Genomic DNA, 21,664 nt, shown 5'->3' with positions numbered 1-21,664 from the left:
AGCAAGACCGCGCGTTAATTTAGTTTGAATTTCGCAGATTTCAGTCCAACGATCAGCATTAGAAATTAGCATATTTTTATCCTGAAATAGGTATATCGTCCGTATCGAGCAGTTTTGCTTTCAATAACGATAACTCAAAATGTTCATTTAGTAAGCGGTTTTTATTTCAATTCGATCTGGCGCATAAAACTCAACAAAATAGCGTTGCATACCTAATCGACAGGAGTATCTTACGCTTATAGCAAATATAAAAATTAAACGGCACAAAGGAGCTCGCTATGGAAGATACCATCATTAAAATTTTGGTAATTGTTGGGTTGATTTTTCTGGCCTATAAACTTATTTTTAGCAGCCGAAGTGGCTTAACCATTTTTGAAATGCATTTTAAAGACGGGAAGCTTAAAAGCCATAAAGGCAAAATCCCAGAACGTTTTGAACGAGAAAGCCGTGCAATTGCTAAATCGAACAAACTAACCTGCACTATTAGAGCAGAAAAATCGGGCCACGTACGTCTGCATGTATCAGCCAACGTGGGAGATAATTTAACTCAGCAAATTCGCAATCAATTCCTATTTGAGTATTACGATAAAAAACAGCAAGACTCATCAAAATTGAAAGGTTAGCTATATTCATTAGGCTCGTCTTTTAAAAAAATGGACTCAATTGAGTCCATTTTTTTAAAAGCAGCAAAGATTAATCGGCTTGCTTTGATATCACTAACGTCACTTGCGCAACTGTCACACCAAACTTGATAATGTCGCTTTTATTAATGATGGTATTTTGATCAACCAAAAACATCCAATCGTCAAAATGAACCTCGTATTCGCTGCCATCAACAGGCAATATCATGTCGTAGCGCCAACGCAGTGCACTGCCACGAGATTCACCTTGCGCAATACCTAAAATGTCATTGGCTGTGCCTTGATATTTACCGTTGCCTTTGTCGATGATGGTCCACACTCGCGTTTGTTTCTCGCCATCATCATATACAAACCACTCGTTGATGATGCCTTGTTTACCTTGTGGAGTATCGCTCCACTCAGCTTCCATGATAACGGTAAACTTACGAGTAACCTTGCCAGAAAAATCTTGTACGACACCCGCTGCAGTTAATTTACCATCAAAAAACTGAGCTAAATCTAACTTAGGATTGGTGTCGGCATAGTCATCAATTGATGCTGATGAACAGGACATTACACCCAATGCAAACAGTGCAAAAATGGCGCTGTGACGTAATGACTTTTGCCATGTTGTTACGCTCAATAAGTGGGTCAATCGAGATAGCATAATTCAACCTTAATCGTATTTGATCTAAATTCGGAGTAGTAGCTGGAAATAAACGTTTAATATCAATGCATAAAACTATTTATTTCAGATTTTTCATGTTTGCGCACAAGGCAACTTAACGCTTCATTAGTTGGATTATTGCAAGTGTTCTGGTGTAAAAAATAACGAACTTAACGTGACAATGAGCTGCTTATAAGCATTTTGTACACCGAGGACAGGACATTTAATTCATGCCAATGAGTTGCTGACGCAGTTTGGGTCTGCTGGTATTTTCTGATAGCCAAATAGCCAAAAAATCAGCAGAAAACTGCATATTACTCACTTTGAAATAAGGTTTATCATTAAATAAAAACTCCGCTTGAGTAGCGGTGTTCACCATAAATGTTAACCTGTCCCCCTCTTTCACATCGGGCCATGCTTTAGCTAATTGTTCGCGATACTCATCAATTTTTTGCGCTGAAATCCCTAAGTGCTGCCATTGATCGACGGTGGCATCAATTAAGTCTTCTGCTTCAATATTTCGATGGTATTCAATCTCAAGCTTTAGTGGTAATTGGTTAGCCTGATATTTACCGTCGCTTGAATACAACTTGGCACTGTAGATATCGAACCACATCATGCTCATACTCGCAGAGCCGACTTGACGCATCGCCAAGTCTGATGACGTTGTTAAATTAGATATTGAGGTAATTGATTTTGCTGTTGTTGAGGGTAACTCTTTATCTTGCTTAATTTCTATTGCGCTTTGATTCGCCAAGGCATCAGCCATGCTCAGAGCCAAAATAAGCATCACAACAGTGGCTCCGACAATACCGAAAAGTAATTCTACCAGCCATTGATAAGCACTGCGGCTAACATTAACCGCTTCATTTACCGTTTTCATTGCTGACTCTCCTGAGTAAGGCTCGCGGCGTGTTCACCTCGACTTATTAACAACAATACGGGAAATAACCCACTCCAGATCACTACAAGAACAATGCCACTGACCCATAGACCATATGGCAACATGACTGCGCCAAACTCTGCTCCGGCGATATAACTTAAAGTACCGAATACCCCGCCAAACAGGGCTTGCCAAAACATATGAATCTTTTGAAAAAACACTAGGCTGTATCTTAGGGTTAATGCAAAAGCAAGCCACAATAATGCTAACCAGTAGGGTGTTTCAGCAAAGACAAATACCCCAACCCAGGTTAATACGGTATCGACGCTCATACCCACTACTGCACAAAGAAACATTAGTTGAAGGTCTTGTCGGGGCGATTGAGACAAAAGAAAATGGCCCAATATGAGTAAAATAGACAATAAAACAAGTTGGTTACCGGCAAGCACTCCTGCCCACCACACCAATTGAAAAGATAACGCATTTAAGATGATAAATAGCTTTGGATTAGGCATAACTACCTCGTCGCACAAGCAAGCTTGCTCGCAGAGTGCGAGCAACATTTATTACAAGCGGTATTGTGGTCTTACTGCAACTAAGTGGACCGTACTGGTAGTGCGCTCTAAAAAACCACCTTCACAGTAACTTAAGTAAAACTTCCACATACGGATAAAATCATCACCGTAGTTTAATGCTTTGATTTTGTCGTAAGCCGCATCAAAATTTTCATGCCAGTGTTTTAATGTACGCGCATAGTCTTTACCCATGTCGCTCACAGACCAAGTAACCATGTCGGTCCTTTTGGCTATGTGTTTGGTCATTTCGCTAACCGAAGGTAAGCAACCACCAGGGAAGATATAACGTTGAATAAAATCAACACTTTTACGGTAACTATTGTAGCGCTGGTCGGCAATGGTAATCGCCTGAATAAGCATACGGCCATTAGGCTTTAATAAGTGCTGTAACTTTTCAAAAAATCCGCCGAGGTATTCATGACCCACCGCCTCAATCATTTCAATCGACACGACTCGGTCATATTCACCTGTGAGAAGTCGGTAGTCTTGTTTAAGCAAAGTGATCTTGTCTTCTAAACCTTCTTGCTTAACGCGTGCTTCGGCATAGTCATATTGCGCATCAGAAATTGTCGTGGTTGTGACGTTAACGCCAAAATGTTTGGCTGCATATATAGCCAATGCGCCCCAACCAGTGCCGACCTCAAGTAACGTTTGACCAGGTGTTAAATCTAAACGTTCGCAAATGGTGTGAAGTTTATGTATTTGCGCCTCTTCTAATGTACTGTCGTCATTGGGGTATAACGCACTTGAGTACATCATTTCTGGGTCTAAAAACTGTTGGTACATGTCATTACCTAAATCGTAATGCGCTAAAATATTACGTTTAGAGCCCGCTTCGGAATTGCGATTAAGTACATGTTTCAAGCGACTAACACCATTGCTTAACCATGAAAAATAACGCTCTATATTGTCGAGTAATGCTAAGTTGCGAGCAAAAACTTGCACGACTTTAGTTAGATCTGGGCTGCACCAGTGACCTTGAATATAGGCTTCACCGGCACCTATTGAGCCACCAAAAACGACCTGACGATAAAAGTTAGGGTGCATAACTTGCATTGTTGCATGCACATCACTTTTTGCATCGCCAAACTCTGCTGTCTGGTTGCCGTCAACAATTGTTAAATGACCTTCTGCAAGATGTGCGAGTGCACGTAATAAAATTTTTCTTGCAAGACTGTCTGATAAACCAGCTTGAGCCATGCTACTTTCTGTGGCTGTATTTTCCATTTTTGTCTCCAGTTCATCACTGCGTAAGCTATATCGCTATATTCACAGTCAATACGTTGCGTCAGTCCATTTGGTTTACAATTGTTTTACTTACTCGTTAACCATGTTGATTAGATGGTTTTGTCGGCTGTTTACCGACAAAGGGAATACGTTTAACAAATAACTTGAGTGCTTGCCAATAAATGCCCAGCATAATGTTGGCTGTCATTAGCGGAAAATGCAGCATAAACCACCGCATACTTTTCGCGCTTATGTCTTGGCGTTTAAGCACGACACCGGCATCAAATAGCTTATCGTTGTTGGTATTGCGATTTTCAATGGTCACCTTTAAAAACTTCGTTGGCGGGGTAATTCGCCACAAATAGTGCATATCTAAATTCATAAACGGTGACACATGAAATACCTTGTCTGTATGGGTAGTATTGGTAATATCGACAAGATAACAATGGCGTTCATTCCAGGGGGTATTGCTCACCTCTGCCAACATATAGAGCATTTCATCGTTGTGGTAACAAAAGTAAAAGTTCACTGGGCTAAAATAAAAACCGCAATGGCGAATTTGCCCAGAAAAAATCACCTTGTCGCACTGATGGCTCGCGCCTAAATGCTTAATAGTAGCTAATACCCGTTGTTTTAACGCACTCGCATCATCCCCATGACACGTCGGCGGCAACACTAATGCATCAGCAAACTGTTTACTTAATTCATTCAAGTAGTCGCTAGGCTTAAATTTAAGTGGCGTAAATCTGTCTGTAGAAAACAGCTTACTGGTTGCGCATATTTCATCCACTTCATCTAAGTCAATCGCCATCATCGCCAATTTGTAACCAAAGCTGTGCGCTTTAGGCACGTGACGGCGATGACTGACCGTTCCAGTATAAATACCGCTATGTAAGGTCTGTGGCGATGAAGTTATTGTCATAAGGTAATCCCAAATAAGTTGCATACGTCGACAGCACTGCGAACGCCATCTTCATGAAAACCATTATGCCAATAAGCTCCCGCATAATAAGTATGGCGTTTGCCATTGATTAGCGATTTCTTAGCTTGCGATTTCATGCTGGCGTCATTAAACACTGGGTGAGCATAATTAAATTTACGCAAAATTTTTGATTCGTCAATCAAGTCAGTTTGGTTAAGTGTTACACAGAATGTCGGTGCGTCTTTAGGTAAACACTGCAAAATGTTCATGTTGTACGTGACACTGGCAGGACGCTGCGCTATGTCTAATTCATTTTCACCGTCTAGGCGATAGTTCCAACTGGCCCAGGCCACTTTGCGCTTTGGCAATACGTTAATGTCGGTATGTAAAACCACTTCATTATTTTGATAAGCCATCGGTGCTAATATTTCAGTTTCGTCCTGGCTTGGGTCCGTTAACATGGCGAGGGCTTGATCGCTATGGCACGTCAACACCACATCATCAAACTGTTGCCATTCACCATTTGATACTTGAATTTGTACACCATCGTTATTGCGCATAATCCCTGTCACAGGCGAATTAAGGTGAATACGTTCTTTAAAAGGAGCTGTTAATGCCGGAATATAACTGCGCGACCCGCCTTCAAGCACATACCATTGAGGACGGTCATTAATATTGAGCAAGCCGTGGTGTTGAAAAAAACGTATGAAAAATCGCAGTGAAAAACCACGCATATCATCAATACTGGCAGACCAAATCGCTGCGCCCATTGGTAAGATATAATGCTCACAAAAAAAGGCGGAAAAATTATTTTGATCTAAGTATTCACCCAGTGTGGTACTTGGGTATTTGTCGGCTTCATAAATCGCTTTACAGCCATTGTTAAAACGCACGATTTCACCAAGAAATTTATAAAAGCTAGGACGAAATAAATTACGGCGTTGGGCAAATAAGCTCCACAAATTGTGACCATTATATTCAAGTCCAGTGATGGCATTATTAACGCTAAAACTCATTTCTGTCGGCATAGACTTAATATTGAGCTGCGCCATTAACTTTTCAAAACGAGGGTAAGTCCGGTCGTTAAATACAATAAAACCGGTATCAATCGCATATTGTTTACCTGCTACTTCAACGTCAACGGTTGCAGTGTGACCACCAATGTAATCGTTAGCCTCAAAAACGGTCACCTTATGTTGACGGCTCAGTAAATGTGCGCAAGTTAAGCCCGAAATGCCTGTACCAATCACGGCGATGTTTTTCATTTAATAATCCTTGGAATACGCTATCAAATCATTTTTAGAGTGATTTATTGACTGATTAATTTTTACTTTTTTGCTAATAAAGACACTAACAATGACTCAGGTAAGAGTGACGCTAATTTAAGTAACCAGGTAAATTTACCCGGAAAGTGAATTTCTTTTCGCTGATTTTGCATGCCATTAAAAATCGCTACGGCAGCCTGCTTAGCAGTAATTTGCATTGGCATCGCAAAATCGTTTTTATCCGTTAGTGGCGTCTTAACAAAGCCAGGACAAATCACGCTGACGCCAATATCATGCTCGGCCAAGTCAACCCGTAAACTGCGACCTAAATAACTAATCGCGGCTTTGGATGCACCATAAGCTTCAGCTCGCGGAAACGGTAAATAAGTCGCACTTGAACTCATTAATCCAAGTTGCGTACCACGACCGAGTAACGGTAAAAAATGCTCCAGACAATAACCCATAGCAACCACATTGGTGTTAATTACCCGCGCAAATAAGGCAGAGTCAAAATGCAATGCATCGTCGATATATTCGCAACTACCCGCATTGAGAATCACTTGCTGTAATTGCCAGTGATTATCGAGCAGCAGTTGCTTAAGCTTGGTAGCTGCAACTTGTACTTGTGCGCTGTCAGTAATATCAAACTCTAGTGGCGTCACACCGCTAATGCTTTGCAATGCCTCCCGGTTACGGCCACACGCTATCACTTGCATGCCTTTAGCAAGGTAGTGCTCAGCCAACGCTAAACCAATGCCTGAGCTGGCGCCAGTGATTAAAACTGCAGGTGATTTTGCTGTTGTCATGACCATTATTTTGCTGCTCTATTCTTTAGCAAACCAATTAAACCACCTAAAAAAGGCACCTGTTCATAAAGCATTTGACCTAAATCAAAGTAGTCTCGGTGTGAGTAAATTTTGTCATCAAACTTAAGTTGTGACATACCTTCCACCTGAATATATTGGCCTTTATTTAACTTAGGGTGGGAGTACGTCATGGTCCAATATAACGCCGCTTGGCTATTGTTATGGCTCACAACCACTTCTTTAATATTGAACTCAATGTGGCTAACATTAAGGTACATATTGGCAAAATATCGAGTCAGATCGTCTATGCCACTAACTTCATGCATAGGGTCTCTAAACGCAATATCATCCCTATATACTTGGCGCAGTAAAAATAAATTATCTTTATTAAGCTGCTGATACATATCAATAAAGGCATCAACAATAGCAGGATTACCATTCGTGGGTTTTGCGTTTGCACCCGTTAACGGTTCTGATGAAATATCAACTATCGACTGTGCGCTTTGCATTAACAGACTCCTATTACGCCATTACGGTACCTTAAGCAAACACATATACAACAATGCCTTATATCACAATAAGATAAAAGTGTTTCATGCTGCCAAGGCAATACTAATTCAATTATATCTTGATACGAAATAAGGCAAAATGCAGATCACTTTGATAGGGGCGATACAATAGTGTCAATTAAGGTCACAGTAATACCAACCCGCATTAATAAGTGCCCACTAAGAATGCGTCCAGTGTTTTTGATTAATCATGGTTGTTCCATTTCAAATACCGAGAACACAGAGCAAAACGCCCAAGCTAAGCTTGGGCGTTTATGATTGAATGGTTAAACTCAGCAAATTAATATCCGGTTTTTGCTACCGGTTGCCAATGTTTATCAACCTCTTCTTTAATAAAGGCTTGTTTTGCTTTAATCGCATCGGCCTCAATAAATCCAATAGCAGCGTGGGCTTTTTCTTTGGTGCTGTAATCTGGATACTCCACTTTTTCAACCGAAAGTTGGTTCAATACTCTTGCCAATGCTTCACGGCCATAAGTAATTTGCTCGGTAGCCATGTCGAGTAACTCAACACCTTCTTTTGGGTTATGGGCATATAAACCGTGCGATGCCATGGCAAAATCCCAACGCCACTGTGCATGGCGAATTGCCATAATAGAATCGTTCATTTGTGGCCATGTCGCGCCTGCGTCCCATGCTGCTTTAGCTTCGTAATGTGCCTGAACTAATAAAGACTCTACATTGCGTGCTTTGGCATCAATATTGGCTTTAATTTTATCGAGTTTTTTGACCATGGCTGATTTGCTACCATGACAACTAGAACAGGCTTGCTCAAAGTTATCCATTGCACCAGCCACTTTATGATCGGTAAATGCATTACCTTGATCGTCTTTGGTCTCAGGCATATGACACGTTATGCAAGTCACCCCTTTTTTAGCATGGGTAGAACGGCTCCAATGCTCAAATTCAGGATGACGCGCTTTTAATATAGGGGTTTTCGAAATAGGGTGGATCCATTCGTAAAAACGACGGGTGTCATAGTACTTTTCGATGGTGTCAGCGGTATTGCCGAAAATCCAAGGGATATTAACCTTGTTATTGTTTTCTGGTTGGAAATAATAACTCACATGGCACTGGCCACATACTTGTGCCCCTTGCATGGTGCTGTCTTGCTTATCAAATGGCAGTTTAATTTTTGCCATCGCATCTTGAGCATGTGGACGTGGTAACGCTAATTTTTCACTTCCGTCTATATGACAATCACTGCAATAAACCACAGATTTAATCTCGCGGCCTAAATCGACAAAGTTAGCCCCAGAATAACCTTCGATCCCCATTTCTTTCATTAATCTCGGAGCATCTGGGGTTTTACAGGTCCAACAGCTAGCAGATAAGCCTTTATCTCCTTCTGCTATTGCAACACCAGTACGTAAAGTATGAGTGACATCTGCTACCGCGAACTGATGGCCACGCGGGCTATGATATTCTTTGGCAAAAGATGAACCGGCCCATAGAATAATGCTGGCAGGGTATTGCGCCAACATGTCTTCACGCTCTTCTTGCTCTACCGTTGCCTGCCAAGAGTCAAACTGATTAGGAAACTTAATTTGGTTTGGGTCAACTTCAGCGCTTTGTAAAGACCAAGAAGTGAAGGTTAATAGTGCCAGCCCGACAGTAAGTACTCCTAGTCCAACCTTAGTCCGCAAAGGTCGGGAAGCTTTCATCATTACTTCTACTAATAAATTAATCATACAGTTTGCCTTTAGCCAGAAATCATCGATATTAAATGAGTGTTATCCAGGTCGACCATCGAGTCGTGGACAAGTTAAAATGGGCGCATAAAACCACACAAACATACCAAACCCGATAAACCAAAAAGCCCCAGCAGCCCATAACCAAGCTTGGGTGTGCTGCGGCATTAATAAAGGCATTAGCGCTCTAAACACTGCAGCTAAAGCAATGCTCAAAAAGGCAAATGCCATATTAGGACCTTGATAAATATTACGGCTAGTGTGACCAAGTGATACGCGCGAGATCATTGATAAACACAATGCTGCAATACCGCCTACTGCAAAAAGGTGTAATAGCGTGCGATAGGCATATTCGTTATTAATATTGATTGCCATCAAAATCAACGTGATAGGTAAAGACAAATACGCTAAATGCAAAGACCATAGCATGGGTTCTTTTAACGTTTTATGCGCTTGCCAACGCGCAAAACGAATAAGGTGTAATCCACCAGCAACTGCCAATAATATTTGCTCAAACCCTTTTGGAAGCCAATGGCTTATCGCTTGTATAAACAATAATCCCATCGCCAATAATAACGTGTTTTCTAATATACTAATGGGATCTGGCTTCGGTTGTTGAATACGCATTGCAGTAAAAAATGGGATAACTCGGCCACCAACAATGGTGATGATCATTGCAACCCACCAAATCATTCCCTGCCATAGTTGGGTTGAAAGCGAGAAATCGCGCTGATATAGCGCATAATAGCTGATGAGATTAACGACGAGAGCCACCACTAGCAGCAACGGAAAACCGATATTGCGCCATTGTTTTACTGGATAAATACAGCGCCACAATGCAAAAGCACTCAAGCCTAGAAATAAACTGTCAAATAAAGCAGGAAGCACCAATGGAATATTCATTGGCAGAAGCAGCATTAATCGAGCAATGAGCCAGCACCCAAATGTCAGCATCAAACTGCGGCCTTTAATCGTCGGTTGATTAGTCCACGCCTGCACTGCTGTCAGTAAAAACCCGCAAACTATTGCCATTGCAAAACCAAACAACATTTCATGGGGGTGCCACCATAACGGCACAACATTAGCCCAAAACTCACTGTTAAATAAACTGTATTGCGGCGTAAACCAACCCATTAACCATAACGGAATGTACAACGCAGCCAATACAGCGCCACCAAGAAAGAACGGCCTAAAGCCTAAACGCCAGATTGCAGGGGTGCGATCAATTTCAGCAGGGTCATCAATATTTAACATAAGCAGCACACTCGTTTAATGAGTTGAAAGCAATAAGACTTAAACATGCATTGAATATAAATCTTTAATTAGCGCCATTGTATGCTGCCTATAGCATTACTTCAATCATTCCCCTTCGCTAATGTAAATCAAGTAGGCAATACTGTGATCTAACGCAAAAAAGCCAACACCGAAGTCGGTGTTGGCTTTTATTTTCATGCTATTAGGGATTGCGCAGAGAAATAATTAACCGCGCTTTAATGCACTCAGCACTTCAATTGCTCTTAAACGAGCCATTTTGTGTTCCACAATTGGCTTGGGATAGCCTTGATTATCCGGCTGTGCAAATAAATCATTTACATTAACCGATTTGGGCTCATGAATATCTTTAATAGACCAACGGGCAATTTCAGGAATATAACGCTTAATAAAGCTGGTGTCTGGGTCAAATTTACTGCTTTGAGTCATAGGATTAAACACTCTAAAGTATGGCTGAGCATCGCAACCTGTTCCAGCCGACCATTGCCAACCACCATTGTTGGACGCTAAATCACCGTCAATTAGTTGTTGTCTAAAGTAGCGTTCACCCCAGCGCCAATCAACCAGTAAATGCTTAGTTAAAAAGCTTGCCACCACCATGCGTAAGCGGTTGTGCATCCAACCCGTTTCATTTAATTGGCGCATGGCAGCGTCCACTATTGGGTAACCCGTTTGGCCATCGCACCAGGCCTTAAATTCTTGCGGATCATTACGCCACACAATGCCATCGCCCAACTCGTTAAAGTTATGCTCCATTGATAAACGTGGAAAAGCCACCAGCAAATGACGATAAAATTCACGCCATATTAGTTCGTTTAACCATGTTTTTGCAGGGCTGGTATCGTCAACTAAAGCCTCAGGATAACGGGCTAAAATTGCCGCGACACATTGACGAGAGCTGATCACACCAAGGGCTAAAAAAGGCGACAAACGACTCGTACCGTCAAGCGCAGGAAAGTCTCTTTCAGCCTGGTAATCAGCCACTTGATTTACTAAAAATTGATCTAATATCCGCTTAGCTGCGCCCTCACCTGCGGCCCATTGCTGGCTGCTACGCTTTACACAATCAAACTCAATATTGACTGGCAATACTAATGCTGCAGCTACAGGAGTCGGTGCAGCAACAGTTAATATGGCTTTTTGGCTGGCAATACTTTTCCACTTTTTAGCAAATGGCGTAAACACCTTGTACATGTCACCAGACAGATTCAATACATCGCCAGCTGCAAAAACACAATCTTGATTAATTAACGTCAGTGGCACACCATGTTCAATGAGTTGTGCATCACGACGGCGCTCATTAATTTCAGGTTCGCTACCTGCAAACACCGCATCAATACGGTGTTGCTGTAGATACTCGTTTAGTGCTGTGTGAGTATCACTAAACCATTGCAAATGAAGTACATCTAGCGCAATGCCTAACGCAGCAAGCGACTGGGCTAACAAATTGATGTGACGCTCTATAAAATCAATTTGTATAGGCGCTACATCATGTTGTGCCCATTGTGATGGCGTCACTATGTATAGCGCTCTCACCTGCCCTTGATGTTTTTTTGCAAACTCACACGCCGCCAGTAACGCTGGGTTGTCGGCGACCCGCAAATCTTGCCTAAACCACATTAAGCTATTCATATTACTCACCAACACTCGACCTAATAAGCATAACGGAGCTTAAGCGCTTCAGGATGCGGATTCAAATAGACTTGCTCTTGAATATACGGAGTATGAAACTCTCGTACATAATGGTTAATTAAGGTAATAGGTACTAGTAAAGGCAACATTCCTTGGCGGTATTTTAAAATCGATTCGCTCAATTCTTCTTTTTGGTCCGCGGTTAATTGCTTCTTAAAATACCCTTGAATATGCTGCAGTGTACTGGTGTGGTTTTTACGCGTGGCAATGATTTTCAGCGCCGTCATAAAACCTTCGAAATACTGCTGTGCGGTTTGTTCTAGATCTTGAATGTCGGCTAATATTGGCCCTAACTCGCGATACCATTTAGGGCTATGAGCCATGAGCAAATATTTGTAACGCGAATGAAACTGCATGAGTTTGTGTTTAGTTAGGCCAGACTGGTTCATTTTTCGCCAGTCGTTGTAGGCAAATACACGAGTGAAAAAGTTTTCCCGTATAGGTAGATCATGCAAACGCCCTTCTTCCTCAACAGGCAAGAATGGGTAACGCTCCATTAATATTTTTGCAAAAACACCCACGCCTGTCTTACTACCATTATTAGTACCAATTTTGTATTCGGTTACTCGTTCCATTCCGCAGGTTGGTGACTTTGCACATAAAATATAACCGCCTAAATAGTCGAGCTCTTCTACTTTGCTTCTAGAATATTCATTAAGTTTATCGGTAACGTCTAACGACCCATCAGCACTGCGAATATGCACAATGTCGCCATCGCGGATTTGACGAATACTTTTGCGTGGCGCCCCCATGCCAATTGCCATTTCAGGACAAACTGTGGTGTATTCAAAAAATGGTTCAATCTCTTGTTTGCAGTAGTAAGAGTTTTTATGGCCGCCATCAAAACGAACTTGATTGCCCAATAAGCAACTGCTGATCCCAATTTGGATTTTTTCTGGTACAAATACGACTGTATCTGGCATGTATTACACTCCCGGACCGAATGAGTTTTGCCTATGATTGGCAAATAATTTAATGATAAATCGAATATTTATTATGGCTGATGATACGAAAATGAAATCAATTAAGTTCATTATTTATCATATGTTTTGATTAAAATTTGAAGTAATACTCAGATTATCGAGTAGAAGTATCTATAACAACACAAAATGATAGCAAAGGATAATATGATGGGCATAAAAAAAGCAGAACATATGTTCTGCTTTTTACAAGATAACGATTAGCTTTTACGCTTAAACCGCTTGCATTTTAGCTTTATGACCTACGTACTCAAGACCCCAAACCAAGCCAATGCCGACTAACGCAAACACGATGGCCATAACGATTTGCGATGGTTCACCTGTGACTTGTTCAAACTGAAACGGCGATAAGTTTTGCTCCAACAAAGGCACTTGTTCGCCTTTACTATTTTCACGCCAGCTAATCACTTCTTTCCAGGGCCAAATTTTACCTAGTGTACCGAGCATCAGCCCTGTTAAAAACAACACTGTAGCATCATGAAACTTGCGTAACAGCGCCGATAGCACATGGCTAAAACTAAGCAGACCGATGGCAGCACCCGCGGCAAAACACGCTAGATAAATAATATCGAATCCTTTTGCCGCTGCAAGCACCGCAGGATACATACCAAGTAACAGCAAAATAAAGCTGCCAGAAATTCCCGGTAAAATCATTGCACATATCGCAATTGAGCCACAAAAGAAGAAATTAAGGTAGGTAATCTGCATTTCAATAGGGTGCAACACCGTAATCGCCCACGCAAAAGTCACTCCGAGGATAAACATCACTATGCGCAACGCAGTATATCGCTCAACCTGCTTAACCATGTGTACAACAGAGTAAATAATTAACCCAAAAAAGAACGACCATACCGGAATTGGATGAGTGGCTAATAACCACGAGATCAACTTAGCCAAAGTAAAAATACTGGTTAATATGCCACCAAAAACACACAACAAAAATGGCCCATTAATGTGCATAAAGGCAGCTTTAATACCTTGTTGCTTAATAATGCCAAACAAAGATAAATTGATTTTGCGGATACCGTCTAAAAGTGGATCTAAAATTCCGGTAATAAAGGCAATCGTCCCACCAGAAACACCCGGCACCACATCGGCAGCTCCCATGGCCATACCTTTGATATAATTCAACAACAAGTTCGATTTCAAAATTTATCCTTAAATATTCAGCACTGGTAAAATTATACCTGTCGCCAAGCAAATGAGCGATGAAAAAGAGTATCTAGCACTTCACCCAAGGTTACAACAATGTTAATCTCATCCGACCAGAGAACCAATTCAGAGCATAACGCGAGTTTAAAAATGACACCTACAAAACCTAATAAAGTCATGTCACTGTACAAAAAAGTGACCTCATACCCTTTCGGTAAGCATATTTTTTCTAAAATGGTCGCACGCATGGCGCCCTATTTTGGCACGGTTCATCCGTACATTAACGAGTTAAAAGTTAATCGTTGTGAATGTTTAATTAAAAAACGTAAAAAAGTCCAAAACCATATTGGTACCGTGCACGTTATTGCGATTTGTAATGGATTAGAAATGGCAATGGGCACCATGGCCGAAGCTTCTATTCCAGCCCATTTACGTTGGATACCTAAAGGGATGTCAGTTGACTATACCGCTAAAGCGGGGACTGATATTCTGTGTGTGGCAGAGGTAACACCAGAGCAGTGGCAAGTTGGTGATATGTTAGTCGACGTAAAAGCCTATGACACGAATGGTGTAGTCGTAGTACAAGGCCACATTAAACTGTGGATTTCTGAAAAACCTAAAAAATAGTCATAAAAATCATATTCATTTTATTTTTTGCTAGGGAAGCATAATGTTAAAAAACGATCTCGCAAGTGTAAGCAATAATCACCTAGGTAAAATTATTCCGGTGTCGATATTACTGATCCTTCTGATCAGCCTATATGGCAGCTGGTATACCGTCGATCAGGGCGAACGCGGCGTATTATTGCGTAACGGTAAAATTATCGATACCGCAGAACCAGGCCTTGGGTTTAAAATTCCATTAATGGACACAGTGGTAAAAATCTCAACTCAAACCCACACTGCGAGCTATCAAGCATTACAAGCGTATAGCCGCGATCAACAACCAGCAACCTTACGCGCGTCAGTTACCTTTAGCGTACCGCCTGATCGTGTTGAAGAAGTCTATGCCAAGTTTAAAGGCATCGACTCTATGGTTTCACGCTTACTCGACCGCCAGGTGCCGACTCAAGTTGAAAACATCTTTGGTAAATATACCGCCATCTCTGCGGTACAAGAGCGTATTAAGTTTGGTATTGATGTAACTGATGCCATTACCAAGTCAATTAAAGGCCCAGTAACCATTACCTCGGTACAGATTGAAAACATCGATTTTTCTAATGCGTATGAAAAATCGGTAGAAGACAGAATGCGCGCCGAAGTAGAAGTGCAAACTCAATTGCAGAATCTAGAAAAAGAACGGGTTAGCGCCCAAATAGCGGTCACTCAAGCACAGGCTGAAGCAGATTCACAGTTAGCCCGCGCCATTGCCGAAGCTGAAAGTATTCGCATTAAAGGTAATGCTGAAGCATCTGCAATTAAAATTCGTGCAGAAGCATTAGCGCAAAACCAAAATCTAGTTGAACTGACAAAAGCGGAGCGTTGGGACGGAAAACTACCAACTACTATGTTACCAACGGGTACAATTCCGTTTTTAGAAGTACAGAAAAAATAATCAACTCGGCCAAGTCAGCATTGCAGGCATGTTTAATCCTCAATCATGATTAACAGCATAAAAAGCCAAGCAAAATGCTTGGTTTTTTATTGCCTCACGGGTACATTAACTGCAACGTTGATATTCTAAACTCTTATTGCAAAAGGACTTCTGCGATTAACAGTGCAAATAACATGGACGAGCAATCTGCTTCGACTAAACCACAACGTCTAGCCAACCTTGATGCCATTCGTGGTGTGGGTGTATTGGGTATTTTCTTTTTAAATATCTATTTTATGGGTAATAGCTTTTATGGCTATGCGCCGCATGCTGTACAGCCTATTGGCGATATTGCTATTGAACTGTTCAGTAACTTTTTTCTAGAAGGACGCTTCTTTAGCTTATTCGCAATGTTGTTTGGCGCGGGTATGTTAATTCAATTTCAAAAATACCAATCTGAATTAACGATTAACGCGTCCCAACCATTTCTCAAACAACAAAAATGGCGCTTATATTGGCTGATTATATTTGGAATTTTCCACGGGATTTTTATTTTCCCGGGCGATATTTTGTTGTCTTATGGCGTCAGTGGATTATTGGCTTTTAAGTACCGTTACCTCGATGCAGATGCATTAATCAGGAAGGCTAAATGGTTTATTTTTATGTCACTTATTCCTATTTCGTTGATATCGCTTACCCCAGATGACCAAGTGTACCTTCGTGACTCTACACTATTTATTGAGCAATTATCGGCATGGACTGGCAGCTATTCTGACCAATTATTTCTACATTTTATGATGCTTAGTTACATGGTGACGGTCATTCCACTGACGCTAATGTGGTTTATTGCTGGGCTAATGTTAATCGGTATGGCGTTGTATAAGCGCGAGATATTTAGCAAGGGATTAGACCCCAAGTTACTAAGACAATGTCTCTTCTGGGCTGTTAGTTTGTCGTTAGTCGATTCAGTATTGAGTTTTAGCGGTAATACATTATTAGAGGCGCTCTCTGACGTGATATTACTGCTAAGCGCTATCGCCTGTGCTTTGGTGTATATCCACGTTATTTGTTTGGTGTGTAACAACAGCCCACAGCGTTTAAGCGCGCTGCAAAACGTCGGGAAGCTGGCATTCAGTTTATATATTCTACAGTCCATTGTCGGAATTATACTGTTACGTTATATTGCCCCACAATGGCAGCAACAGCTTGATAGAGATGGTTATATCTCTATCGCAGTGATTTACAGCGTAATACAATTATTATTAGCACACTGGTATTTACGTTATTTCAAACAAGGTCCACTAGAAAAGTTGTGGCGATATTTAGTGCTTAAGCAAAGCTGAACTCTGTAAATATTAAGATAAGTTGCTCGGCATGTTAACCCACGACATCATCATAAAAGTGAACACGCACATATGAACAAATTTGCTTGGCTAATGTTAACAGTAATCAGTATTGTGAGCTTATTCACTCAACCTTGGCTAACCGCTGTATTTTTATCGATTAACTTGCTGACCATCAGCTTATATTACCTCGATAAACGTGCGGCAATTAAAAACTCACGCCGCATCAGTGAAAAAACATTACAGGTTTGTGCGTTACTCGGCGGCTGGCCTGCGGCGCTGTTAGGCCAATTTCATTTTCGCCATAAAACCCAAAAGAAATCTTTTATTCGGCTATTGTGGTGCTGCATTTTGGTTAATGTTGCCATAATAAGCGCTGCAGGCTATGTCTATTTTGATTTGACCACAGTGCAAATGTAATAAGGTATTAAACAATAACGCACTGACTAAAATAGAGTTTGCATATTTGATAGCACCAATCGTTTTGCGGTAAACTCATGCCACTAAACTTACTTTATTGAGAACAATTATGCGTATGATTTTGGCCGTTGTGGTCATTGCTGGCGTGATATTTTACTTTTTCAGCCAAATGAATAACTCAAAAGCAGCAAAAGAAAATATTGAAAAAGGTAAGCTATTTTTAGCTGAAAACGTCAAGCGCGAAGGCGTAGTGCAAACCTTGTCTGGGCTACAATATGAAATCCTCACCAAAGGGGACAACACCGAACATCCTAAAGCTAACAGCAAAGTGACTGTGCATTACCACGGAACATTAGTGGATGGCACCGTATTTGATAGTTCGGTTGACCGTGGCGAAACCATTAGCTTTGGCTTGAGTCAAGTGATTAAAGGGTGGACTGAAGGCGTACAATTGATGAGTGTGGGCGACAAGTTCCGCTTCTTTATCCCAAGCCAGCTCGCCTACGGCAACCGCTCAACCGGCAAGATTGTAGGTGGTTCAGTACTAATATTTGATGTTGAGTTATTTGCAATTAATTAATTTATGTAGTGCTGCTGACCAACATAAAAGCCTCCGAGATGGAGGCTTTTTAGTATCAACAAATTAGCTTTAGCCTATGCTCACCCTAAGTAAAACGGATCATCAATGGATTTAGCGGGTTGGGTAAACCACTTAGGCCCTTGCGCTGTCATATAAAAATGGTCTTCATGGCGAATACCAAACTCACCCGGAACACACAACATCGGCTCGTTACTAAAACACATACCACTGGCAAGTAAAGTTGAATCATTACCCACTAAATACGGCCATTCATGAATATCTAAACCAATACCATGACCAGTGCGATGTGGTAAGCCTGGCACCTTGTAACCAGGACCAAAGCCCGCAGCTTCTAATACCTTGCGCGCAGCAACATCGACATCACAGCATTTAATGCCTATTTGTGCGGCATTAAATGCTGCAACTTGTGCATCTTGCTCTAATTGCCATAACTGGCGTTGACGCTCATTGGGCTCACCAAATACATACGTTCGTGTAATATCTGAGTTATAACCGTGCAACTGACAGCCGGTATCAATCAGCACAGTGTCGTTAACTGCTAATGATTTTGGCGACTTAACCCCATGCGGATAAGCCGTGTCTTCGCCAAATAACACAATACAGAAATACGAACCTTTAATTGCGCCAACGGCGTAATGCGCCTGGTCGATAAAATCCTCTACTTCCGTAGTGGTGATCCCTTCGCGCAATATACTCGCCGCTGCTTTATGCACTTCAAGCGTCATATCCTTAGCACGTTGCATTAAGGCTATTTCGGCAACTGACTTAATCATTCGGCAACCTGCGGTAACCGTTGTTGCGCTAACAAGTCGATGTTGAGGTGCCGCTTGAGCGATGCCATCGCTAATAAAAAAGGGTGTCGATTCATCTATGCCAATCTTAGCTTGCTTAAGTCCCATGTTGTCGAGCACACTGGTAAACAACTGATAAGGGCTTTGGTCTTCATGCCAGGTGTTTACTTGACCTTTAATGGCCATATACCCTTGTAAAGTATCCAGTTCAAAAGCTGGGGCAATATACTCAATATGGCCCACTGCAGGAATAATCGCACCAACCATACGTTCACTTGAAAACCAACGTGTGCCGCTAAAATAGTACAAATTAGTACCCGCATTGACATAAATGGCATCTAGACCATGTTGCGCCATTAACTGTTGTGCACGCGAAATTCGTTGATTAAATTCATCATCGCTTATTGCTGCAACACCGTCAGCCATATGAGTTAATTTAGCTAACGCTTGCTGTGGACTTACGCCACCAATACCGATTGTCATAACATTTCCTTTATTATTGTTCTTATTTCGTTTAATTGAAGCATTTATTCTGAACAAGGATACCGTCTGCTTAATATTGTTACCATGCATACAATATCTATTTACAATATAAGTTTACAATTTTAGCCCACCTAATCTTAGCGACTTTGCTTGCAAGGCCTGTGCAGCCCTTGCGATAATTGTATTTCATTCTACAGAGCTGAGTTCATCAGTCGCCTCCAACGGAGAAATCATGTCCAATATTATTGCTACACGCCTAAATGCTATTCGCCAACAACTTGAAGTGAATCAAATTGATGCCTTTATTATTCCCCGTGCCGATGAATACTTAGGTGAATACGTGCCTGCGCGTAATGAGCGTTTACATTGGGCCACTGGTTTTACCGGTTCTGCAGGTATGGCGATTGTACTAAAAGATCGCGCAGCCATTTTTACCGACGGGCGTTATACCGTGCAGGTTCGCCAGCAAGTAGATGGCAGTTTGTTTGAATACTTAAGCCTGTACGACGACCCACAAATCGACTGGCTAATAGATACCTTACCGGCGGGAGCTAACGTGGGCATCGACAGCCGTTTACATACTCTTGCCTGGTATCAACAAACTAAAGCACAATTTGATAAAGCCCAAATTAATCTGGTTGAAGTGAATGACAATCCGATTGATGTAAGCTGGTTAGACCGCCCCGCGCCATCCGCATCCACCATGACGTTATTTAGTCATGAAGGTGCTGGGCGTAATAGTGTTGAAAAGCGTCAACAAATCGGGGCGTTAGTTAAAAAGCAAGGTGCTGATATGGCGCTTATTGCAGCATTAGATTCATGTTGCTGGTTACTTAACATTCGCGGTAACGATGTACCGCGCTTTCCGGTCATACTGGGCTGCGGTTTATTATCCACTAATGGCGATATGACCTTTTTTACTGACTTAGCGAAAGTGCCTAATAACATTACTGAGCATGTTGGTGCTGGAGTCAGTTTTAAAGATGAAGCAGAACTCGCCACCGCGCTCGCAAAAATGGAGGGCGTTAAGCTATTAGCCGATCCTCATTCAGCCAATGCTTACTCACAATTATTAGCGCAAAAGGGTGGAGCCAAACTCATTGTCGGGACCGATCCTGTCGCCTTACCAAAAGCACAAAAAAATAGCGCTGAACTCGCGGGCATGCGCGCCTGTCATATTCGTGATGGTGTTGCGGTTAGCCGCTTTTTAGCCTGGCTAGACAGCCAAGTAGAGCAACACATCATGCACGATGAAGCGCAACTGGCAGATAAATTAGAGAGTTTTAGACTGCAAGACCCACTGTATCGAGAGCCAAGTTTTGACACTATTTCTGCTACTGGCGCGAATGCAGCCATGTGCCATTACAATCATAACAATGGCACACCAAGTACCATGACCATGGACAGCATTTATCTGGTTGACTCTGGCGCACAATATATCGATGGCACTACCGATGTCACCCGCACGATTGCCATTGGCAAAGTAACCGATGAGCAGAAAAAAATGGTGACCTTAGTATTAAAAGGCCATATTGCTTTAGATACAGCACGTTTCCCTAAAGGCACCTCGGGCCAGCAACTTGATGCCTTTGCACGCCAATATTTATGGCAACACGGTTTTGATTATGATCACGGCACCGGCCATGGTGTAGGCCATTTTTTAAGTGTACATGAGGGCCCCCAACGTATCGGTAAAAACGTCAATGGCGTTGCGCTGTTACCTGGCATGGTGTTGTCAAACGAGCCAGGCTATTACCGCGCCGACGGTTTTGGTATTCGCATAGAGAACCTCGTCACGGTGCAACCTTGCCAAGCATTGCAAGGTGCTGAACGCGAAATGTATGAGTTTGACGCATTAACTCACATCCCAATGGATGCACGCTTAATCGATAAGTCATTATTAACTGATTTTGAAGTGAATTGGTTTAATCAATACCAACAAAAAGTACGTCAAACTCTTGCGCCATTAATGCAAGGCAACGAGCTAGCATGGTTAAACAAAGTAACCAACGCAATTTAAAATAGCGCTTAAACCATCACAACAGAAAGGCTTAGAGTGAGTTCATCTTCTAAGTCTTTTTTACATTAAAACCAGTTAAACGAATAAAAGAATATACTAATACGTTAAATACACTCTTCAAACACATACTTACAGGTGATATTTTTGTAAAG

The 21,664-nt window shown here is 41.7% G+C and carries 21 protein-coding genes; 7 read left to right on the top strand and 14 right to left on the bottom strand.

Going from position 1 to position 21,664, the window contains the following annotated elements:
- Positions 1-278 precede the first annotated feature (278 nt).
- A complete protein-coding gene (locus IEY40_RS05315) occupies positions 279-623 on the top strand; it encodes a DUF3634 family protein (RefSeq protein WP_188954060.1) in 345 nt (114 codons plus the stop codon).
- Positions 624-693: 70 nt separating this feature from the next.
- Here the strand turns inward: IEY40_RS05315 and IEY40_RS05310 are convergent, their stop codons facing one another.
- The 13 genes from IEY40_RS05310 to IEY40_RS05250 form a co-directional block, all read right to left on the bottom strand.
- Positions 694-1,194: a DUF3833 domain-containing protein gene (locus tag IEY40_RS05310; protein ID WP_229777031.1), complete on the bottom strand. Its 501-nt coding sequence runs from the start codon at positions 1,192-1,194 to the stop codon at positions 694-696.
- A gap of 316 nt (positions 1,195-1,510) precedes the next feature.
- Positions 1,511-2,170 carry a chalcone isomerase family protein gene (locus IEY40_RS05305; RefSeq protein ID WP_188954057.1) on the bottom strand — a complete coding sequence of 220 codons (660 nt, stop codon included), beginning with the start codon at positions 2,168-2,170 and terminating at the stop codon, positions 1,511-1,513.
- The gene (locus tag IEY40_RS05300; RefSeq protein ID WP_188954055.1) at positions 2,167-2,685 is read right to left on the bottom strand and encodes a DUF2878 domain-containing protein; all 519 of its coding nucleotides are present in this window, start codon (positions 2,683-2,685) and stop codon (positions 2,167-2,169) included. Before IEY40_RS05300 ends, IEY40_RS05305 begins: the two co-directional genes overlap by 4 nt.
- 51 nt (positions 2,686-2,736) lie before the next feature.
- On the bottom strand, positions 2,737-3,972 hold the full coding sequence (locus IEY40_RS05295; protein ID WP_188954053.1) for an SAM-dependent methyltransferase: 1,236 nt from the start codon (positions 3,970-3,972) through the stop codon (positions 2,737-2,739).
- A 97-nt stretch (positions 3,973-4,069) separates the two neighbouring features.
- Positions 4,070-4,894, bottom strand: coding sequence for a DUF1365 domain-containing protein (locus IEY40_RS05290; RefSeq protein ID WP_188954052.1), 825 nt, complete (start codon positions 4,892-4,894; stop codon positions 4,070-4,072).
- Entirely contained in the window at positions 4,891-6,159 is a 1,269-nt protein-coding gene (locus IEY40_RS05285; protein ID WP_188954050.1) for an NAD(P)/FAD-dependent oxidoreductase, read from the bottom strand. The genes IEY40_RS05290 and IEY40_RS05285 overlap by 4 nt, the downstream gene beginning before the upstream one ends.
- A 62-nt stretch (positions 6,160-6,221) precedes the next feature.
- Positions 6,222-6,965, bottom strand: coding sequence for an SDR family NAD(P)-dependent oxidoreductase (locus tag IEY40_RS05280; RefSeq protein ID WP_428848136.1), 744 nt, complete (start codon positions 6,963-6,965; stop codon positions 6,222-6,224).
- Between the two features lie 5 nt (positions 6,966-6,970).
- Positions 6,971-7,369, bottom strand: a complete 399-nt coding sequence (locus tag IEY40_RS05275; protein ID WP_229777030.1) for a nuclear transport factor 2 family protein — start codon at positions 7,367-7,369, stop codon at positions 6,971-6,973.
- A 445-nt stretch (positions 7,370-7,814) separates the two neighbouring features.
- Entirely contained in the window at positions 7,815-9,224 is a 1,410-nt protein-coding gene (locus IEY40_RS05270; RefSeq protein WP_188954044.1) for an ammonia-forming cytochrome c nitrite reductase subunit c552, read from the bottom strand.
- A 42-nt stretch (positions 9,225-9,266) separates the two neighbouring features.
- Positions 9,267-10,478 carry an NnrS family protein gene (locus IEY40_RS05265; RefSeq protein WP_188954042.1) on the bottom strand — a complete coding sequence of 404 codons (1,212 nt, stop codon included), beginning with the start codon at positions 10,476-10,478 and terminating at the stop codon, positions 9,267-9,269.
- 225 nt (positions 10,479-10,703) lie between these two features.
- Entirely contained in the window at positions 10,704-12,128 is a 1,425-nt protein-coding gene (gene phrB, locus IEY40_RS05260; protein WP_229777017.1) for a deoxyribodipyrimidine photo-lyase, read from the bottom strand.
- Between the two features lie 20 nt (positions 12,129-12,148).
- Entirely contained in the window at positions 12,149-13,111 is a 963-nt protein-coding gene (locus IEY40_RS05255; RefSeq protein WP_188954040.1) for a YbgA family protein, read from the bottom strand.
- Between the two features lie 270 nt (positions 13,112-13,381).
- Positions 13,382-14,317 (bottom strand): polyprenyl-phosphate transporter, encoded by a 936-nt coding sequence (locus IEY40_RS05250; protein WP_487250656.1) that lies wholly within the window; start codon positions 14,315-14,317, stop codon positions 13,382-13,384.
- 153 nt (positions 14,318-14,470) lie between these two features.
- Here IEY40_RS05250 and IEY40_RS05245 point away from each other — a divergent pair, with 153 nt between their 5' ends.
- The 5 genes from IEY40_RS05245 (at position 14,471) to bamJ (ending at position 18,197) form a co-directional block, all read left to right on the top strand.
- Positions 14,471-14,947, top strand: coding sequence for a hotdog fold domain-containing protein (locus IEY40_RS05245; RefSeq protein ID WP_188954569.1), 477 nt, complete (start codon positions 14,471-14,473; stop codon positions 14,945-14,947).
- 43 nt (positions 14,948-14,990) lie between these two features.
- The gene (locus IEY40_RS05240) at positions 14,991-15,875 is read left to right on the top strand and encodes a prohibitin family protein (RefSeq protein WP_188954038.1); all 885 of its coding nucleotides are present in this window, start codon (positions 14,991-14,993) and stop codon (positions 15,873-15,875) included.
- Positions 15,876-16,048: 173 nt separating this feature from the next.
- Positions 16,049-17,197, top strand: coding sequence for a DUF418 domain-containing protein (locus tag IEY40_RS05235; protein WP_188954036.1), 1,149 nt, complete (start codon positions 16,049-16,051; stop codon positions 17,195-17,197).
- 72 nt (positions 17,198-17,269) lie between these two features.
- Positions 17,270-17,617 carry a DUF1294 domain-containing protein gene (locus tag IEY40_RS05230; protein WP_188954034.1) on the top strand — a complete coding sequence of 116 codons (348 nt, stop codon included), beginning with the start codon at positions 17,270-17,272 and terminating at the stop codon, positions 17,615-17,617.
- A 109-nt stretch (positions 17,618-17,726) separates the two neighbouring features.
- Entirely contained in the window at positions 17,727-18,197 is a 471-nt protein-coding gene (bamJ, locus tag IEY40_RS05225; protein ID WP_188954032.1) for a BamJ family beta-barrel-assembly machinery protein, read from the top strand.
- An 80-nt stretch (positions 18,198-18,277) separates the two neighbouring features.
- On the opposite strand, the gene IEY40_RS05220 is transcribed toward bamJ, so the two are convergent.
- Positions 18,278-19,492 (bottom strand): M24 family metallopeptidase, encoded by a 1,215-nt coding sequence (locus IEY40_RS05220; RefSeq protein ID WP_188954030.1) that lies wholly within the window; start codon positions 19,490-19,492, stop codon positions 18,278-18,280.
- 232 nt (positions 19,493-19,724) lie between these two features.
- On the opposite strand from IEY40_RS05220, the gene IEY40_RS05215 reads away from it, so the two are divergent.
- Positions 19,725-21,512, top strand: coding sequence for an aminopeptidase P family protein (locus tag IEY40_RS05215; RefSeq protein ID WP_188954028.1), 1,788 nt, complete (start codon positions 19,725-19,727; stop codon positions 21,510-21,512).
- The last annotated feature ends 152 nt before the right edge of the window (positions 21,513-21,664 follow it).

The organism is Shewanella ulleungensis (assembly GCF_014648315.1).
Taxonomy (GTDB): Bacteria; Pseudomonadota; Gammaproteobacteria; order Enterobacterales; family Shewanellaceae; genus Shewanella; species Shewanella ulleungensis.
The sequence above is the reverse complement of the archived record's forward strand: the minus strand, read 5'-3'. Positions and strand labels throughout refer to the sequence as shown.

What these genes read in the sequence shown, in the direction of transcription:
- IEY40_RS05270 (WP_188954044.1), bottom strand. Translation starts at nt 9,224, where the DNA reads ATGATTAATTTATTAGTAGAAGTAATGATGAAAGCTTCCCGACCTTTG.
- IEY40_RS05310 (WP_229777031.1), bottom strand. Translation starts at nt 1,194, where the DNA reads ATGTCCTGTTCATCAGCATCAATTGATGACTATGCCGACACCAATCCT.
- IEY40_RS05290 (WP_188954052.1), bottom strand. Translation starts at nt 4,894, where the DNA reads ATGACAATAACTTCATCGCCACAGACCTTACATAGCGGTATTTATACT.
- IEY40_RS05235 (WP_188954036.1), top strand. Translation starts at nt 16,049, where the DNA reads ATGGACGAGCAATCTGCTTCGACTAAACCACAACGTCTAGCCAACCTT.
- IEY40_RS05245 (WP_188954569.1), top strand. Translation starts at nt 14,471, where the DNA reads ATGACACCTACAAAACCTAATAAAGTCATGTCACTGTACAAAAAAGTG.
- IEY40_RS05215 (WP_188954028.1), top strand. Translation starts at nt 19,725, where the DNA reads ATGTCCAATATTATTGCTACACGCCTAAATGCTATTCGCCAACAACTT.
- IEY40_RS05275 (WP_229777030.1), bottom strand. Translation starts at nt 7,369, where the DNA reads ATGTATCAGCAGCTTAATAAAGATAATTTATTTTTACTGCGCCAAGTA.
- IEY40_RS05315 (WP_188954060.1), top strand. Translation starts at nt 279, where the DNA reads ATGGAAGATACCATCATTAAAATTTTGGTAATTGTTGGGTTGATTTTT.
- IEY40_RS05305 (WP_188954057.1), bottom strand. Translation starts at nt 2,170, where the DNA reads ATGAAAACGGTAAATGAAGCGGTTAATGTTAGCCGCAGTGCTTATCAA.
- bamJ (WP_188954032.1), top strand. Translation starts at nt 17,727, where the DNA reads ATGCGTATGATTTTGGCCGTTGTGGTCATTGCTGGCGTGATATTTTAC.
- IEY40_RS05300 (WP_188954055.1), bottom strand. Translation starts at nt 2,685, where the DNA reads ATGCCTAATCCAAAGCTATTTATCATCTTAAATGCGTTATCTTTTCAA.
- IEY40_RS05295 (WP_188954053.1), bottom strand. Translation starts at nt 3,972, where the DNA reads ATGGAAAATACAGCCACAGAAAGTAGCATGGCTCAAGCTGGTTTATCA.
- IEY40_RS05220 (WP_188954030.1), bottom strand. Translation starts at nt 19,492, where the DNA reads ATGACAATCGGTATTGGTGGCGTAAGTCCACAGCAAGCGTTAGCTAAA.
- IEY40_RS05230 (WP_188954034.1), top strand. Translation starts at nt 17,270, where the DNA reads ATGAACAAATTTGCTTGGCTAATGTTAACAGTAATCAGTATTGTGAGC.
- IEY40_RS05285 (WP_188954050.1), bottom strand. Translation starts at nt 6,159, where the DNA reads ATGAAAAACATCGCCGTGATTGGTACAGGCATTTCGGGCTTAACTTGC.
- IEY40_RS05240 (WP_188954038.1), top strand. Translation starts at nt 14,991, where the DNA reads ATGTTAAAAAACGATCTCGCAAGTGTAAGCAATAATCACCTAGGTAAA.
- phrB (WP_229777017.1), bottom strand. Translation starts at nt 12,128, where the DNA reads ATGAATAGCTTAATGTGGTTTAGGCAAGATTTGCGGGTCGCCGACAAC.
- IEY40_RS05255 (WP_188954040.1), bottom strand. Translation starts at nt 13,111, where the DNA reads ATGCCAGATACAGTCGTATTTGTACCAGAAAAAATCCAAATTGGGATC.
- IEY40_RS05280 (WP_428848136.1), bottom strand. Translation starts at nt 6,965, where the DNA reads ATGACAACAGCAAAATCACCTGCAGTTTTAATCACTGGCGCCAGCTCA.
- IEY40_RS05265 (WP_188954042.1), bottom strand. Translation starts at nt 10,478, where the DNA reads ATGTTAAATATTGATGACCCTGCTGAAATTGATCGCACCCCTGCAATC.